Genomic DNA, 17,491 nt, shown 5'->3' with positions numbered 1-17,491 from the left:
AGGCTCCTGAGCTGAGGTTGTTGGAACCCCTGCAGCCTGCCCTGCCGCTGTTTCAGCCCTTTGCCGTCGGTGTTTCAGCCTGTGCCGTCGAACCCGCCGGCGTCGGGTCGAACAGATAGCCCTCGCCGGGCACCGTCCGGATCAGCTGCGGATCGGCCGGGTCGTGCTCGATCTTCCGGCGCAGCCGCATGATCCGCAGATCGAGGCTCCGGCTGCCGCCGTCGAGCGCCTCGCCATGGGCGAGATCGGACAGCTGGTCGCGGGACAGGATCCGGCGCGGATGCAGCACGAAGGCGAGGAGCAGCTCCATCTCCCGCGCGGTCAGCTCGATCGGGCGCCCCGTCGCGTCGGCCAGCCGCTTGGCGTCGAGATGGAGGCTGTGCTGGCCGACCGGCCTGCAGCGGGCCGCCCCGCTGTCAGGCGCGACCGCGATGCGGCGCAGCACGCTGCGGATCCGGGCCAGCAGCTCCCGCGGTTCGAAGGGCTTGCCCAGATAGTCGTCGATGCCGAGCGCATAACCCTCCAGCCGCGAGTCCAGCCCGTCGGCGGCGGTGAGCATGATGATGCCCAGGTCGCAGCCGGCGCCGCGCAGCCGTCGAGCGACGGCAAAGCCGTCTTCCCCCGGCATGTTGAGATCGAGCACGATAACGTCGGCGGGTCCGGCGGCGAGATAAGCGTCGAGCTCCGGCCCGCCGGATGCCGCCCGGACGAGAAATCCGTTCAAGCTGAGATAGTCGGACAGGAGCGCCCGGACGCCCGCCTCGTCATCCACGATCACGACACGGTTCCGGCCCGTCATGGCGCGGCCTCCTCCGGCATGTCGGCCAGGGCCCCTTCGGGGCCGTCCGGCCGCAGCAGGCGCCGCACCGCACCGCGCAGGGCATCGAAGTCGAGCGGCTTCTCCAGCACCGGCAGCCGCCGGTCGGTCATGGTCGCGTCCAGCTCCGGGCCGAGCGCGTCGCCGGTGATGACGATGCTACGATGGAGCAGCGCCGGGGCGATCCGCTCCACCTCCGCGATCAGCTGCGAACCGTCCATGTCCGGCATGCGCAGATCCGTGATCAGCACGTCGTAGGCGCGGCTGCGGATCAGCTCGACGGCCGCGGCGCCGCTGGTGGCGATGTCGATTTCCAGCCCGTCCGCAGCCAGGCGCTCCGCGATCAGCTCGGCCAGTTCCTCCTCGTCATCGACCACGAGGACCTGACCGGACAGCGACCGGGGCGGAAGGGGTTCGCAGGCACCGGCATCGGGCAGTTGCGCTGACGGCGCGGTCGGCAGGCGGATCGTGAAGCTTGCACCCTGGCCGATCGAGCTTGCCAGGGTCAGGCTGCCGCCATGCGCCTCGACGATGCCGCGGCTGACCGCCAGCCCGATGCCGGTCCCCATGCCCTGCGGCTTGGTGGTGAAGAACGGTTCGAAGGCCCGGCGCTGCACCTCGGCATCCATCCCCGGGCCGTTGTCGGCGATCGCGACGACCACGACGCCCGCCTCGGCGTGTCCGGTGATGCGGATGCGACGCGGACCCGGCACCACGGCCAGGGCATGCTGCGCATTGACGATCAGGTTCAGGAAGACCTGGTGCAGCTGGTCGCGGTCGGCATTGACCGGCGGCAGATCGCCGGGAAGCGCATTGTCGACCGTGACCGAATGGGTCCTGAGGCCGTAGGACGAGAGCGTCAGCGCGTCGTCCAGGACCTCGGCCAGGACGACCCGGCGGCGCTCCACCGGCTTGGCCCGCGCCATCGCCAGGAACGCCTTGACGATGCGGGCGCAGCGCTCGGCCGCGGCCTGCACATGGGCCGCACGGTCCCGCATCGCCTCGCTCTCCGCCAGGTCGGTCAGCATCCCGGAATAGCCGATCACCACCGACAGCGGATTGTTCAGCTCATGCGCGACGCCGGCGAGCATCGAGCCGAGCGCCGCCAGCTTCTCGCTCTGGTGCAGCGCTTCGCGCTGGCGCTCCAAGGCCAGGGCCGTGGCCTTCCGCTCGGTCAGGTCGCGGCCGACCGCCTGGGTCGCGACCAGCTTTCCCTCGTCGTCGAAGATCCCGGTGTCGGTCCATTCCTCGTACCCCACGCGGCCGCCCGGCATGGTGACGCGCAGCTCCGTCCGGCTTGTCGGCCGCTCCGGCGTGAGGGCCGCGATGTTCCCGCGCAGCCGGACGAGGTCCGACGGCTCGACCTGGACATACTCGTTGGCGAATGCGCCGAGCAGCACCTCCCGGGGGATGCCGATGTGTCGGCAATAGGCCTCGTTGGCGAAGAGCACGCGATTGTCGGGCAGGAACCGCACGACGAATTCGGTCTGGGTCTCGACCACCGCCCGATACTCGGCCTCGCTCGCCTCCAGACGCTTCTGGTACAGCCGGACCGAGGCGAAGGCGCGGCTGACCGCGTCGAACCAGGGCCGCCACATGGCGGGCGGAACCCGTGCGGCCGGTGGCGCCTCGTTCTGCGCCTCGGCCTGGATATGGCGCACCAGCATCAGGCCCGGGCGCACCAGATGGCGGCCGAGAAGGATGATGGCGACCGCCAGCGTCACCAACAGGCTCAGCAGGATCAGGCCGACCGGGGCGAAGCGCGGCAGAAGTTGCCGAAGCAGCTCGGTTTCCGAGACGAAATGGATCAGCCAGAATGGTTCGGCGGCCGCCCGCCGGGCCAGGATGTAGGTGCCGTCGATCCTGCGGAAGCCCTCCGACGGCGCCAGCACCTCCACGGTCGGGCGTGTCGCCAGCTCCGGGGGCAGGAGCGATGACAAGCCCTCCGGCGCCGAGGTATCGCCGGTGACCGCGTTGCGCGCGGCCAGCACCTGGCCCTGTGCATTCGTGATCGCGACCGTTCCGGGAGTCTGCGCCAGGTGCTGCAGAAGCTGGGCGAACATCCCGAGCGTGATGTCGGTCGCGACGATGCCGAGGAAGCGGTCCTGCCGGTAGATCGGAGTGGCGTGGGTGACCATCCGGCCGGCCCCCGCCGCATCGACATAGACCCCGGTCCAGTAGGGCTTGCGCTCCGGATCGGCGCGTGGCGTTCCCAGCTTGAACAGGTCGTACTCGTTCCAGCTCGCCAGCAGGGTCCGGACGTCGTGGCCGCCCGCCGCGACGGAGGTCGCGAGCGTCTCCGCAGCGGTGGCTCCCGGATATATGACCACGAACTGCCGGCCCTGCGAGAAGTAGTAGCTCCATTGCAGATAGGGCGAGGTCAGATGGCCCAGCCGCATCGGCTCGATCAGGTCGAGTGCGGCGTCGAACTCGTCATAGCCAGGTCCCAGCGTCTCGATCAGCTTCGCGTCGGCCAGGACGAAGCCGAAATCGGACGATGGGTCGGCCCGCAGATGGTCGGTGTAGAAGCCGCCCATCCGCGTCGCGCCGATCACCGGCGCTTCATAGCGCAGGAATCGGCGGAAGGGCGTCGGTCCGCGCCCGATGTCGTCGGCCAGGCGCTCCTCCATGAAGGCCTTCAGCCGGGCGAGATGATCGACCGGGGCGGCGAGCAGCGCCGCCAGCGCCGTGTGGCGGTCCTCGGTCTGTCGGGCGATGTCTCCGAGCAGGATCCGGCGCTGCTCGACGTATTGCAGGATCCCGAGCCCGACGATCAGCAGCAGCAGCGGCAGGCTCGCAACCAGAAGCAGCCACGCGGCGCGCCGGGTCAGCGCTCGGGTCTGCCGCCGGATGCTGGTTTCCATCATTGGCGCCGCGCCCGCCGCGGCGCCCCATCTGCCCATACCACCATATCAGCTCTCGTCGAACCTCGCTGCAACGTCCCGCTGCGGTCGAGGCTGGCACGGCGATGTATCAATCCGGTGTCGTGAGCGGTTTCCCGTCTCGAGGAAACGGATTATCCTCAGACGATATATTGGCAGTCGATTGTTTGATCATGGCCGGGATCGTAATCGTCGACGATGAAGCATCCCTCCGGCACATGGTCCGCGACTATTTCGAATTGGCCGGGTACCGCGTGCGCGAGGCTGCCGACGGGCACGGCCTGCGGCGGCTGATCGAGGTGGAGGGATACGAGCCTGGCGCCGAGATCGTCCTGCTCGACGTCGCGCTGCCGGGCGAGAGCGGCTTCGAGCTCGCCCGCTTCCTGCGCGAGCGCCACGACCGGCTCGGGGTCATCATGCTGACCGCGGCGGCCTCTGTGGTGGACCGCGTGGTCGGGCTGGAGGGCGGGGCCGACGATTACGTGACCAAGCCGTTCGACCTGCGCGAGCTGGTGATGCGCGTCAATGCCGTGCTGCGCCGCCGCGCCGCACGGCCGGGCGTCGGGTCGGGAGCGCCGGCCCGCTTCGGACCCTACCGCCTCGATCTGGTCCAGTTCCGGCTGTTCACCGATGCAGGCAGCCCGGTCGACCTGCTGCCGACCGAGATCGATCTCGTGGTCGCCTTCTCGACCAACCCGGACAAGGTGCTGTCGCGCGAGCAATTGCTGAAGCTGGCGCCGGCGCGCGGGGACGACGCGCTGGACCGCAGCATCGACAGCCGCATCACCCGGTTGCGCCGGAAGCTGGAGCGTGACCCGCAGAACCCGATCCTGATTCAGACCGTGCGCGGCACCGGCTACATCCATCCGACGTCATCGTGAGGAGCGGTCCCCGGCGTCGACCGCCGGGGACCCGCCGCCACCATCAGGCGATATCGAACCGGTCGAGGTTCATCACCTTGGTCCACGCCGCTACGAAGTCCTTTACGAACTTCGCCTGCGAGTCGGAGGCGCCGTAGACCTCCGCCAGCGCCCGCAGCTGCGAGTGCGACCCGAAGATCAGGTCGACACGCGTGCCGGTCCACTTGACCTCTTCCGTCTTCCGGTCCCGGGCCTGGAACACGTTCTCGGCATCCGAGGACGGCTGCCACTGCGTGCCCATGTCGAGCAGGTTGACGAAGAAGTCGTTGGTCAGCGTTCCCACCCGCCGGGTGAAGACGCCATGCGAGTTCCCGGCATTGGCGCCCAGCACGCGCAGGCCGCCGACCAGCACCGTCATCTCCGGCGCCGTCAGCGTCAGCAGCTGCGCCCGGTCGACCAGCATCTCCTCGGGCGTCAGGGCCACCAGCGTCTCGCCGAGATAGTTGCGGAACCCGTCGACCTTCGGCTCGAGCGGCGCGAAGGAGACGACGTCGGTCTGCTCCTGCGACGCGTCGGTGCGGCCCGGGGCGAAGGGCACCTGCACGTCCTGCCCGGCATCCTTCGCCGCCTTCTCGACCGCCGCGCCGCCGGCAAGGACGATCAGGTCGGCCAGCGAGATCTTCTTGCCGCCCGACGCCGAGGCATTGAACTCCTGCCGGATCGCTTCCAGTTTGGCCAGCACCGTCGCCAGCTGGTCCGGCTGGTTGACCGCCCAGTCCTTCTGCGGCGCCAGGCGGATGCGCGCGCCGTTGGCCCCGCCGCGCTTGTCGGAGCCGCGGAAGGTCGATGCCGAGGCCCAGGCCGTGGAGACGAGCTGCGGGACGGTGAGGCCGGAGGCCAGCACCTTCGCCTTCAGCGTGGCGACGTCCGACGCGTCGACCAGCGGATGGTCGACCTCGGGAACCGGATCCTGCCAGATCAGCGTCTCCTTCGGCACCAGCGGGCCGAGATAGCGCACCTTCGGCCCCATGTCGCGATGGGTCAGCTTGAACCAGGCGCGGGCGAAGGCGTCGGCGAACTCCTCCGGATGCTCGAGGAAGCGCCGTGAGATCTTCTCATAGGCGGGATCGAACCGCAGCGCCAGGTCGGTGGTCAGCATCCCCGGCGCGTGGCGCTTCGACGGGTCGTGCGCATCCGGAACCTGGCCGGCGCCGGCACCGTTCTTCGGCCGCCACTGCTGCGCCCCGGCCGGGCTCTTGGTCAGCTCCCATTCGTACTGGAACAGGTTCCTGAAGAACTCGTTGCTCCACTTCGTCGGCGTCGAGGTCCAGGTCACCTCCAGGCCGCTGGTGATCGCGTCGCCCGCGTGGCCGGTGCCGTGGGTGCTCCGCCAGCCCAGGCCCTGGTCCACGATGTCGGACCCTTCCGGCTCCGCGCCGACCAGGGAAGCATCACCGGCACCGTGGGTCTTGCCGAAGCTGTGGCCGCCGGCGATCAGGGCGACCGTCTCCTCGTCGTTCATCGCCATCCGGGCGAAGGTCTCGCGGATGTCGCGCGCCGCGGCGACCGGGTCCGGATTGCCGTTCGGGCCTTCCGGGTTGACGTAGATCAGCCCCATCTGCACGGCGCCGAGATGGCCCTGCAGCTCGCGGTCGCCGCTGTAGCGCTCATCCCCCAGCCACTTGCCCTCGGGGCCCCAGAAAATGTCGTGGTCGGGTTCCCAGGTGTCAGGGCGACCGCCGCCGAAGCCGAAGGTCTTGAAGCCCATCGACTCGAGCGCGACGTTGCCGGTCAGGATCAGCAGGTCGGCCCAGGAAAGCTTGCGGCCGTATTTCTGCTTGATCGGCCACAGCAGCCGGCGCGCCTTGTCGAGATTGCCGTTGTCCGGCCAGCTGTTGAGCGGCGCGAAGCGCTGCTGCCCTCGTCCGCCGCCGCCGCGGCCGTCGCCGATGCGGTAGGTCCCGGCGCTGTGCCAGGCCATGCGGATGAACAACCCGCCGTAATGGCCGAAATCGGCCGGCCACCAATCCTGCGAATCCGTCATCACGGCCCGCAGGTCCTTGATCACGGCGTCCAGGTCGAGGGTCTTGAATTCCTTGGCGTAGTCGAACGTCTCGCCCATCGGGTCGGACAGGGCGGAGTGCTGGTGGAGCACCTGAAGATCCAGTTGGTTCGGCCACCAGTCGCGGTTGGTGGGCTTGCGGCCCCCGCCTGTGAACGGGCACTTGCCTTCGTCAGCCATGTTCCCTCCGTTTGCGTTCCGCAGCTTCAATTTTGAATCATTCTAAAACCTACACGCCGCTTTGGCCAAGGGCGAATAAGTTCGAACGTGATCTCATCCGGGAACAGGCCCGCGCCGGTCTTGATGCAGCCGCCGCCCATGACCGTCGGTCGATGGAACGCAGTGGTGGCGGATGGGACGCTCCGCCGGGCCGGGACGCTCGTCGCCTTCGAGACCCCGCGGTTCGCGAGGCCTCGGCACGGATTCAGCGCACGGTCTCACGAACCGGTGCGAGGGTCAGAATCGGTAGGCCAACCGCCCCAAGCCGGCATGGGAGGAGTACCCGTCGCCGACCTCGGCGCCGTACTGGAGCCGGAAGTCCCAGCTCGTGCTGCTCAGCACCTCGGCGCCGAGAGTGAACTTGCCCAGCACGTCCGGGATGGGCGTCGTGGCGCGGAAGCCGCGGCTGCCCGGCTGATCGGCGAAGCGCGCCGTCGCCGCCCAGTCGCCGTTGGCGTTCAACTCGACGCCGGCGCTCGCATATGGACGCAGCACCACGGTCCCGCCGATGGCGATGCGCCCGCCCACCTCCACCGCGGGAATCGCCGTGAAGGCCGTGGCGCCCTCGGACTCGACGGCAAGGTCGAACGGGCCGGCCCCCGTCTCGGTGTAGCTGTTGCCATGCACATAGGTCAGGTGCAGGTCGAGGCGGGGCTGCACGTACCAGTCCGCGATCGGCGCCTGATAGGCGAGCCGCGCATGGGCGCCGACATGCCAGATGTTCGGCGAGGCATCCGCGGTCCCCTGGAAGGTGCCGGCTTCGACCGAACGCCGGCTGTCATACCAGCCATAGCCGAAATCGAGCGCACCCGCGGCCTGCCACGGCCCGGTCTGGTAGCGGAGGGTCGCGCCGAGCAGCAGGCTGTCGCCGCTGACCCGCGAGCCGCCGCCATCGCCGCGCAGGCTGCTGCTCTCGTACCCGACCGATCCGCCGAGGAACCAGGCCGGTGCGATCTCACGCTGGCCACCGGCCTGCAGGGTCCAGGTGCTCGTGTGGTAGCCCAGCGCGTCGCCGGTGCTGTCCTGGTCGGCCACGCCGCCATAGGCGCGCGACCAGACGCAGCTGGCCTCGTCCTGCGTCCGGCCGGCGCCCTCGAAGGTCGCGCATTCGTCCAGCATGTTGGTGACGAAGCCGTGGCTCGAGCTGTAGCGGAGGGCCGCGACCGCCCCGACCGACTGCCCGGAGAGGCTGCTCAGCGCCCGCGCGTAGCTGCCTCCGTCACCGACGCCGGCGAGCGCGGTGAAGCCTTCGTCGAGCCCGGCGCCGCTGTCCCAGAGCTGCTGCAGATGCGCCGCCACCCGCCGCTGGTTCCGGCCCAGCGGGCCGGCCGCCGCGCTGAACTCCGCCACCGGCTGCAGCTGCAGGCTGTTGCCGGACTGCTGCGCATCGAAGCGGTAGAGATGGGTGCGGCTGGCGGTGAAGCCCGGATCGACCGCCAGTTCCCCGGTTGCGCTCAGCACCGTAACGGCGCGGTTGGCGAGCGACAGCGGATGCACCTCCACCACGCCGCCGAGGCGCGCACGGCCCTGCACATCGAGGAGATCCGCCGTGCCGATGCTGTGGTTCGTCTCCACCACCAGACGGCCCGTGGCGCCCTGGACGAGGTCACCCGTCACGGTCGTCCGGCCGATCGCACCGGCGCCGCCGACCTGCAGGGCGCCGGCGTTGCGGAGCTGGCCGCCGTTCAGGTCGATGGCCGTGAAGGCCTCGAGCACGCCGCCGGGACGGTTGTCCACGACATTCCCGACCCCGCTGTTGAAGATGATGTCGCCCGAGATCGTTCCCGTGTTCGTGACCTGGGTGTTGCCCGCCGGCGTGTCGGTCAGGATCGCAATGCCATTGAGCGACGAGATGATCCCCTTGTTGTTGATCGTGTTCCCGGTACCGCCCATCAGCCGGACGCCCGCCACGTCGCGGAGTCCGCGGCCTTGATTGCCGGGGAAGGCCGCGTCGTCCTGGCCGCCGTGAACGCTCGAATTGGCATCGATCGAAATGAGGATGTTGACTGATGATGTTCCATCGCCATCGTTCTGGGCGAAGATGCCCGGCGACCCCGCCCCCGCCGCCGAGACCAGGCTGCCGATGAGGTTGACCAAAACACCACCGCCGCTGCCGCCGCCGCCGGCACTGCCCCGCGCCTGGATCTTGTCGCCAGGACCGCCGGCGATGTTGTAGTTCACCAGGCCGCCGCCGCCGCCGATGCTCTGGGCGAAGATAGCCGGGGCATAGTCGCCCGTGGTCTGAATGCGGGCGCTTTCCGCAGTAACCGAGACGGTTCCGGCATCGCCGATGTTGCTCGTCACGGCCGCCGCCGTATTGGTCTCGTAGTCGTGCACCACGGACGGATCGCCGGCGAAGCCGCCGCCGCCGCCGATGCTCTGGGCAATGATGCCATAGGCGCCTTTGCCGGCTGTGAGAATCGCCGTGCCCGTTTCGAGATCAACGTTGACATTGCCGCCGTTGCCGGTGGCGCCGCCCGCGCTGATCGGGCCGCCCGGCAGGATGACCTGCCCCCCGACGGCCAGCCCGCCGCCACCCCCGATCGACTGCGCCAGGATGCCATGCGCGTCCAGGCCGGATGTGGTGATGGCGCCGCCCGTGGTGACGGAGACGTCCCCGCCGTTGCCGGCGACGCCGTTCTGGCCGCCGAATGTCAACGTCAACCCGTGGACGTCGGCAATGCGCCCTTGCGGGTTGTCGACGATCTTGGAGGGATCGAACGTCTCGTCGGTGGTCATCGTCCGGACCAGCCCGCCGCCGCCGCCGACGCTCTGGGCAAAGATGGCAATGCCGTGCTTGCCGGTGGTGGTGATCGCGCCGTCCGTCGTGACACTGACCGCGCCGCCATCCCCGCCAGTGCCACCATTGCCGCCGACCCCGACGGAGAGGCTCTTCAGCGAGCCGCTGACGGTGCCGGCCAGCGATCCTTCGCCGCCGCCGCCGCCCACGCTATGCGCCAGGATGCCGAACGCGGCCACGCCCTGCGTCAGGATCTTGGCGCCCGTCTGGTTGGCCACCGTCACAGCACCGCCGTTGCCGCCGCCGCCGCCCTTGCCGCCCACGCCGATCGCGGTCTGGATCGGCGTGTCGTCGGCGGCGCCGCTGGTCGAACTTGCGGCGCCGCCGCTGCCGCCGCCGCCGCCGACGCTCTGCGCATAGATGCCGTCCGACTGGGCGCCATAGGTCGCGATCAAACCGGTGTTGGTCGCATTGGCCGCGCCGCCAGAGCCCGCGGCCCCGCCACCGCCGCCGACCGACACCGAGACGTTCATCTTCACGGCGGTGCCCTTCTGCGCGTCACCCGACTGCGGCTGCGAGAAGATGCCGTTCAACTCGTCATAGGTCGCCTTGATCTCCTCGCCGATATGCCCGATCCGCAGGATGCCGTCGCCGAGATTGGTGACCTCCTGATTGAGGCCCAGACCGTTTGCCAGGATGTCGAACAAGGCCTTCGCGTTCGAGAGAACAGCCGCTCCGCCGGCGGTGGCGCCGCCTTTGCCGCCCTTGCCGCCGCCGCCGCCGATGCTCTGCACGGACAGGCCGATCGCATCGGTGCCGCGGGTCACGATGCTGCCGCCATTCGCGACCGTGGCGGTGTTGCCGTTTCCGCCCGCGCCGCCGCTCCCGCCGACACCGACCGCGACGCTGAGCACGCCGCCGCCGGCCGTGGCGACCCCGCCCCCGCCGGCGCCACCGCCTCCGCCGACGCTTTGGGCAAACACGCCATCGGCCCCATCGCCGACCGTCGTCACCGCGCCGGTGCTGGTCACATCGACGGTGTCGGCGTGGCCACCGGTGCCACCGGTCCCGCCCACGCCGATCGACGTGGCGACGCTGAACTTTGCCTGGCTTGCCGCGGACGAGGCATCGCCGGCACCGCCGGATCCGCCACCGCCGCCGACGCTCTGGGCAAAGACACCGTAGGCATCCTGGCCCCGTGTGGCCACGAGTCCCTCATTGGTCACCGTCACCGCGCCGCCGGTGCCGCCGGTGCCCCCGGCACCGCCGACCGCCACCGAGACCGAGATCGCAACGCCGGCCTGGCTGCCGCCGGAATAGGACGCCGCCGTGCTGTCGCCACCCGTGCCGCCGCCGCCGCCGACCGATTGCGCCATCACCCCGATCGCGCCGTCGCCGGCCGTGGCGATCAGCCCCGAATTGTCGAGCGCGACCTTGCCGCCAGTGTTGCCCGACCCGCCCTGGCCGCCGGTCGCCACCGAGATCGAGATGGCGGGGACGTCCTTGTTCGGCGAGAGGTCGACCGCCCGCGCCGCCGCGGCCCCACCGGTTCCGCCGCCGCCACCGATGCTCTGAATGAGGACGCCCGTGGCATCCGCGCCGTAGGTCGTGACCTGGCCGCTATTGCTGACGAAAACGTTCCCCGCCGGGCCGCCGCTGCCGCCGCGGCCGCCGACTGCGATCGCCGCGACCGGGAGGAAGCCGGCCGTAAACGTGAACGCCGCGCCCCCCTTCCCGCCGCCGCCGCCGATGCTTTGCGCCTGGATGCCGGCCGCATGATCGCCATAGCTGGTGATCAGCGACTTGTTGGCGACGCTCACCAGGCCGCCGACGCCGCCACCGCCCGCGTCGCCGCCGATCGTCATCGCAAACACTCCGGTGCCGGTCGAGGCTGCGCTGCCGCCGGCTCCACCCGACCCGCCGATGCTCTGGGCCAGGATGCCCGCACCGCCGAGCGTGCTGGTGGAGGCGAACACACCCCCCGTCAGGTCCATGCTGACCACCCCGCCATTGCCGCCGAGACCGCCATTGCCGCCGATGGCAACCTGGGTGCCGATCGCGATATCGTTGGTGTCGCCGCCCACCCCGCCGCCGCCGCCGACGCTTTGCGCCACCATCGCGATGGCGCCCTTGCCGGTGGCGATCACCGAGGCGTTGGGCACCCGGACCACGGCCGCGCCCCCATTCCCGCCTGCGGCGCCGGCGCCGCCCTGGGCATTGAAACTCGCATTGCCGCCGTTGCCGCCGGCACCGCCGACACTCTGCACCAGGGCGCCATGGGCGAAAGCCCCCGAGGTTCGGACGATGCCCGTGTTCGCGGCGTTGCCCAGGATCAGGGTGGCACCACCGCCCGCGCCCGCGAAGCCGCCGCCGCCCGCGCCGCCGACGATTCCACCCGCACCTGCACCAGGCCCGCCCGCGCCGCCGTTGGATTGAACCAGGACGCCCTGACCACCGCCCTGGCTGGAATAGGCGACCGAGCCCAGAATGGTGGCGCTGGCAGTCCCGCCATTCCCACCGTTCCCGCCGTTGCCGCCGCCTTCCCCAATCCCGGACTCCACGGTTCCGCCATTGCCGCCATTGCCGCCGATCGCCGAGACATAGATGCCGGCGCCGGTCGAATGGGGCGGGGCCAGGATGACGGAGACCCCGCCGCTGGTGAGCACCAGGCTGGCTGCGCCCGCATTGCCGCCCGCACCGGCATCGCCACCCGTGGTGTCGAAGGCGCTGGCTGCATCGCCTCCGGAGCCTCCGGCCCCGCCATCGGCGGTGGCGAGCAAACCGAATTGCGCGGAAGTGACAGTTCCGCTCAACCAATTCAGCGACACCGAGCCGGCCTGGCCGCCATTGCCCCCATCGCCGCCCTGTGTGGTGTCGAGCTTGTCCGTGGTGGAGGAATTGCCTCCGTTCCCGCCCATACCGCCGCTGGACACTGCCGCAACGCCGACAGCATCCGCCTGGACGGAGCCGCTTGCCGTGAGCGCGACCGATCCGCCGGCCCCCCCTGGCCCGCCATCGCCCCCCTGCTTCGCCCAGATTCCGGAATAGCTGGACTCTCCTCCGTTGCCGCCGGCGCCGCCAGCAGACAACACGTCGAGCCCGTAAGTCGCCAGGCCGGTCGTTGGATCCGGAACGAAGGTGCCGTCGAACCTGATCGTAATGCTGCCGCCCGCTCCGCCGGCGCCGCCATTGCCGCCCTGGAGGTCGCTCGAGGTGGTGTAGCCACCTTGACCGCCGGCGCCGGCAGCCCCGCCCACGCTGGCGATGTAAGCGCCGAAGGTCGAAATGCCACCGACAGACTCGGCGCCGCCGATGATGGTCAGGGCCGTGCTGGTGCCGGTGATCTGCCCACCGGCCTGTCCCGGACTGCCATCGACGCCGGATTCGCCGTAATCTCCATCGGGCCCGGTGCAGCCGGTGATGCCCGGCGAGGTCACCATATAGGGCTTCAGCGGTGGATTGCCGAAGCTTTGGTTCGAGAAGTTCGCCGAGGCCGCAGGCGCCGGAGCCGGATTGCTGCTCGAGTTGCACTGCGCCTGCGCCGCGGTGGGGATCTGGGCGAAGGCGATGCCGCCGAACGCCAAGCCGATGACTTTGGTTCGCATGCTCATCGTGGTCTAGCCCCTTGCTTCACCAGGTCCGCCGGAACACCGCCCTGATCTGATGGTTGTCGGTGCTGCCGCCGACTTCGCCGTCGTAGCCGACCGACAGGAAGGTGTTGTCGGCGATCTCGGTTGCGGCGGAGACGCCGATCACGGCGCTGTCGCGCGCCGCCTCGGCGCCGGACACCGTGAACTCCGGACCGGATGCCCCGGCGAAGGCTGCCGTGATCGGCCGGTCCGTGTCGGCGAATTCGTGCATCCACCCCACCCGCACGCCGACATCCAGCGGCCGGCCGCCGCCGAGATCGAAGCCGGCGGCGAGGTCGGCGCCGAAGGTCGAGCGCACCGAGGTGGTGGTCTGCGACTCGACGTCGAGATTGAAGTCGCTCCGGCCCTTCTCGGTGAAGCCATCCTGATGGACCGAGGCGATCTGCAGGCGGCCGAAGGGGGTGATCGACGTGCCGGCCGGGAAGCCCAGCCCGATCCTGTAGCCGGCCTCGACCTGGCCGAGGAACTGGTCGGCGCTGGTGTCGCCGCTGGCGCTGCCGCTCTCCATCCCCGGAAGGGAGACCTTGCGCTTCAGGTGGTTGGAGGCATTGGCGTAGCCCGCCAGCGCATCGGCATAGAAGGCGCCCTGGGTGAAGGAGCCGTAGAGAGCGACGCTCAGCGCATCGGTATCGCCGTCGCCCCGGAAGCCGTCGACCGACTGCGAGCCGCCGACATAGCCGCCGGCGATGCCGACCAGCAAGCGCGGATCGAGGCGATAGTCGACGCCGAAGGCGGTGCCGCCCAGCGTGTAGGAGAGGTCGGCGGCGTTGCCGTCGCCATCGACGCCGCCGGTGCTGCCGATGCCGGCCAGCCAGGCGGAGAAGTGCTGTGGCGTGACGGCATCGGCGTCGCAGTCAGCCTCGCACGTCCCGGCCAGCGACACGCTCGGGGGCGCACCGAGGCGCGCGCCGCGCCGGCCCGCCATCTGGCGGCCGACCGTATTCATGAACAGCTGGCTGGCCTGCACGTTCACCGTGCCGAAATCGGCATAGGGCTGGCCGCTCAGCGCATCGAACGCCGCCGCGCCCTGCGACGGCTGCAGGTTGGCCACTGCCGTGATCAGGCCGCCGTCATCGCCGCCGGCGGCGATGGCGTCGAGCGCGCCGCCGACGGCCCGCTGGTTGTCGGTCCGGCCGGCCGAGCGGAAGGCGTCGGGCGGCAGCGCCAGGGTGAGATAGATGCTGTGCAGATCGGGATCGAGCGAGGCCTCCGGCACCAGGAACCCGACGCCCCCGGCCAGCTCGCCGACCCAGACGTTGCCGCCGGCCTCCGTCGTGATGATCGTGTAGGTCGTGCCGGGTGTGTAGGTGCCGGGGTGCGGGACGACCAGCAGAGTGCCGGTATGGATCCTCACCGCATGGCCGGCGCCGACCACGCTGACGCGGTCGCTGTCGCCTTGGGGATCGACCTCGACCTCGTAGGTGCCGCTGTTGAAGGTGAAGTCGCCGTCGACCGTCAGATGACCGATCGAGTTGCCCGGGCTGATCGTGCCGCCATTGTTGGTGATGCTGCCGGTGATGTTGCCCACGCCGTTGAGCGTGCCGCCTTTGTTGACCGTGACGTTGCTGGCCAGGTGACCGTTGACGGCAAGAGCGCCGGCATTGATGGTCGTGCCGCCGCCGACGCTGCTGGTGCCGGTGAAGCTGAGTTTGCCGGTGCCGTTCTTGGTGAGCGTGCCGGAGCCGGTCATGGCGCCGGCGTAAGTGCCGGCGAAGTCCTGGTCGAAGATCACCGCGGCGTTGTTCGCGATGGCGCCCTGCAGGCTCTTGCTCGTGCCCTGCAAGGTCCCCGCCGAGACCGTGGTGCCGGTGCTGTAGCTGTTGTCGCCGCCCAGGATCAGCGTGCCGGCGCCGGTCTTGGCCAGGCTGCCGATGCCGGTGATCTTGCCGGCAAAGGTGCCGTCCGCGGCCTGGTCGAACGTGACCGATCGGGCGATCGTGTTCTGCGCGTTGGCATCGAAGGCGATGTTGCCGCCGCCCAGGGTCGAGGTGTTGCCCTGCAGCGTGCCGCCGTTCTGGTAGATGGTCCCGATCGCGCTGCTGGTGCCCGCCAGGACGAGCGTGCCGGCGCCGATCTTGGTGAGGCCGCTTCCTGCGGCCACTTGGAGGTCCCCGCTCAGGGTGAGGGTTTGGCCGGCGTCGACCTGGAACGCGCCGCCCCCGTTCTGCAACAGGAAGGGCCGCGGGGTGGTGAAGGTCCCGGATGCCCAGAGATTGCCCCCCTGGATCAGGGTGACGCCCGTGCCCGCCGCGCCAAGCTTGTCGTCGGACGCGATCTGCAGCGTGCCTTGCGCCACGAACGTGCCGCCGGTGTAGGTGTTGGTTGCTCCCGCGAGCGTCAGCACGCCGAGGCCACCCTTGATCAACTGGCCATTGCCGGTGATGTTGCCGGCCCAGGTGAGGGGATTGACCCCGAGGGTGATGGCGCCCCTGCCGGCCAGGGTGATGGGGCGGGTCATCGAGAGGCCCGCGACCGCATCCTTGGTCGGTCCGATCGTTCCGCCGTTCTCCAGCGTGATACCTGTGCCGGCCGCGCCCAGATTGGCGTCGGAGGTGAACAGCAGCGTGCCGCCGCCGACCACCGTGCCGCCGGAATAGGTGTTGACCCCGGACAGGATCAGCGTGCCAAGGCCGGACTTGCCCAGCCTGCCGCCGCTGATCTGGCCGCTCCAGGTCACAGGGTTCGGCACATTGTCCCCAACGGAAATCCCGCCGGTGTCGGTGATCGTGACGGGTCGGCTGAAGACCTGTCCTCCCTCCCCTGCGCCAACCCCCATCGTGCCGTTGTTGAGACTGATGCCATTGCCCGCGGCGCCCAGGTTGGTGTCGGAGCTGAACAACAGGGTGCCGCCGCCATTGACCGTCGTGGCTCCCGAATAGGTGTTGGTTCCGGTGAATGTGACGGCACCCGTGCCGCGCACGGTGAGAGCGCCGGTGCCCGACATGTTGCCGGCGTAGGTGCCGGTGCCGGCCTGGTCGAAGACCACGCTGGCATTGTTCAGGATATTTCCCTGCAGGCCCGCAGTGCTGCCCTGCAGGACACCGGAATTGACGGTGGTTCCGCCGGAATAGGCGTTGGCCCCGGTCAGGATCGTCGTCCCCGCGCCGTCCTTCACGAGCGACCAACTGCCGGCGTTGGTGCCGGTGCCGCCGGCACCGGTCTGGTCGACAATGGCGTCGCTGATCACCTGTGGCTGCCCGGCACCGGGGGTCAGGTTCAGCGTCCCATTGCCGCCGAGAAAGAGCCCCGATCCGACGCCTGCGCCGCCCCCGCCCCCGGTATGGCCGGATCCGCCATTGCCGCCGGCAACCGTGTTTCCGGAAATGTTGATCGAGCCGGCCAGGCTCAGGGTTCCGCCCTGCTGGACGAAGATCGCACCGCCGAATCCGCCGCCGCCACCGCCACCACCGCCGAGGCCGGTTGCGCCGGCGCCGCCCGTGCCGCCCCCGAAGCCACCGGGCATCGTGGTGGCGCCGCTGCCGCCGCCGCCGCCGCCCCCGAACCCGCCGGTGCCGCCGAAATAGCCGGTGCTGCCACCCCCGCCGCCGCCGCCGAACCCGCCGGCGTCGCCGTTGGCATTGGAGTGGCTGTCGCCGCCGGTGGGGGTGCCGCCGCCGCCGGCGATATAGGGGCGGCCGAAGCCGCCATCGGCCCCGGTGATCCAATACCCGCCGCCGCCGCCGCCGGTGGTACCGAAGCTGCCTGTGACGCTGTTGCCGCCATTGCCGCCGCGCGCCACGCCGTTCTGCACGCTGACACCGCTCACCGCCACATGGGCGCCGGCGCCGATGAAGATCGCGCCGCCGAGCCCTGCACCGCCGCCGCCAGAGCCGGCGCCGTCGCCGTCTCCGCCCTTGCCGCCCTGGGCGACCGCATCCTTGATGGCGAGATTGTTGATCGCGACCGTGCCGGACTGCACGAACAGGCCGCGATACTTGTTGTCGCCCGACAAGGTGAAGAGCCCGCCGTTGACGGTCACGTTCTTGGTCACGGTCGGCAGGTTGTCGCCGAGGGTGATGTTGCCGGTGAAGGTGATGGTGTCGCCATTCCCGGCGCTGCTGATGGCGTTCCTCAGCTGTGCGTCGGTGCCGACATTGAAGTTTGCGGCAAGCGCAGGGCCGGCCGGCCACGAGACGCCCACGGCGAGGCCCAGGACGAGCAACACGGCCGGCGTCCGGCGCATGATGGGGGGCCGGAGGCAAGTGGTGTCGAGGAGTGCCCGTGCCGCTGCGCGGCCGTGACCCTGCAAACCGGTGATCAA

Annotated in this window: 6 protein-coding genes; 1 reads left to right on the top strand and 5 read right to left on the bottom strand. The window is 70.1% G+C overall.

Annotated features, from left to right (window positions below; genetic code table 11):
- Positions 1-52 precede the first annotated feature (52 nt).
- Positions 53-799 carry a response regulator gene (locus QFZ27_RS20330; RefSeq protein ID WP_429228228.1) on the bottom strand — a complete coding sequence of 249 codons (747 nt, stop codon included), beginning with the start codon at positions 797-799 and terminating at the stop codon, positions 53-55.
- On the bottom strand, positions 796-3,681 hold the full coding sequence (locus QFZ27_RS20325; protein ID WP_429228226.1) for an ATP-binding protein: 2,886 nt from the start codon (positions 3,679-3,681) through the stop codon (positions 796-798). The genes QFZ27_RS20330 and QFZ27_RS20325 overlap by 4 nt, the downstream gene beginning before the upstream one ends.
- Positions 3,682-3,872: 191 nt before the next feature.
- On the opposite strand from QFZ27_RS20325, the gene QFZ27_RS20320 reads away from it, so the two are divergent.
- Complete coding sequence (locus QFZ27_RS20320; protein WP_429228225.1) at positions 3,873-4,580, top strand: response regulator; 708 nt, start codon at positions 3,873-3,875, stop codon at positions 4,578-4,580.
- Positions 4,581-4,623: 43 nt separating this feature from the next.
- Here QFZ27_RS20320 and katG read toward each other — a convergent pair whose 3' ends face one another.
- The 3 genes from katG to QFZ27_RS20305 all read right to left on the bottom strand — a co-directional run bounded on the left by katG (position 4,624) and on the right by QFZ27_RS20305 (position 17,395).
- Entirely contained in the window at positions 4,624-6,801 is a 2,178-nt protein-coding gene (gene katG, locus QFZ27_RS20315) for a catalase/peroxidase HPI (protein ID WP_429228224.1), read from the bottom strand.
- 276 nt (positions 6,802-7,077) lie between these two features.
- Positions 7,078-13,185, bottom strand: coding sequence for a hypothetical protein (locus QFZ27_RS20310; RefSeq protein ID WP_429228222.1), 6,108 nt, complete (start codon positions 13,183-13,185; stop codon positions 7,078-7,080).
- A 25-nt stretch (positions 13,186-13,210) separates the two neighbouring features.
- On the bottom strand, positions 13,211-17,395 hold the full coding sequence (locus tag QFZ27_RS20305) for an autotransporter domain-containing protein (protein WP_429228221.1): 4,185 nt from the start codon (positions 17,393-17,395) through the stop codon (positions 13,211-13,213).
- Positions 17,396-17,491: the final 96 nt, after the last annotated feature.

Origin of the sequence: Inquilinus ginsengisoli (assembly GCF_050434925.1) — a bacterium.
Taxonomy (GTDB): domain Bacteria; phylum Pseudomonadota; class Alphaproteobacteria; order DSM-16000; family Inquilinaceae; genus Inquilinus; species Inquilinus ginsengisoli_B.
The sequence above is the reverse complement of the archived record's forward strand: the minus strand, read 5'-3'. Positions and strand labels throughout refer to the sequence as shown.

Bases quoted from the DNA above. Each gene is read 5' to 3' on its own strand.
- QFZ27_RS20310 (WP_429228222.1), bottom strand. From the start codon at position 13,185: ATGCGAACCAAAGTCATCGGCTTGGCGTTCGGCGGCATCGCCTTCGCC.
- QFZ27_RS20320 (WP_429228225.1), top strand. From the start codon at position 3,873: ATGGCCGGGATCGTAATCGTCGACGATGAAGCATCCCTCCGGCACATG.
- QFZ27_RS20325 (WP_429228226.1), bottom strand. From the start codon at position 3,681: ATGGAAACCAGCATCCGGCGGCAGACCCGAGCGCTGACCCGGCGCGCC.
- katG (WP_429228224.1), bottom strand. From the start codon at position 6,801: ATGGCTGACGAAGGCAAGTGCCCGTTCACAGGCGGGGGCCGCAAGCCC.
- QFZ27_RS20330 (WP_429228228.1), bottom strand. From the start codon at position 799: ATGACGGGCCGGAACCGTGTCGTGATCGTGGATGACGAGGCGGGCGTC.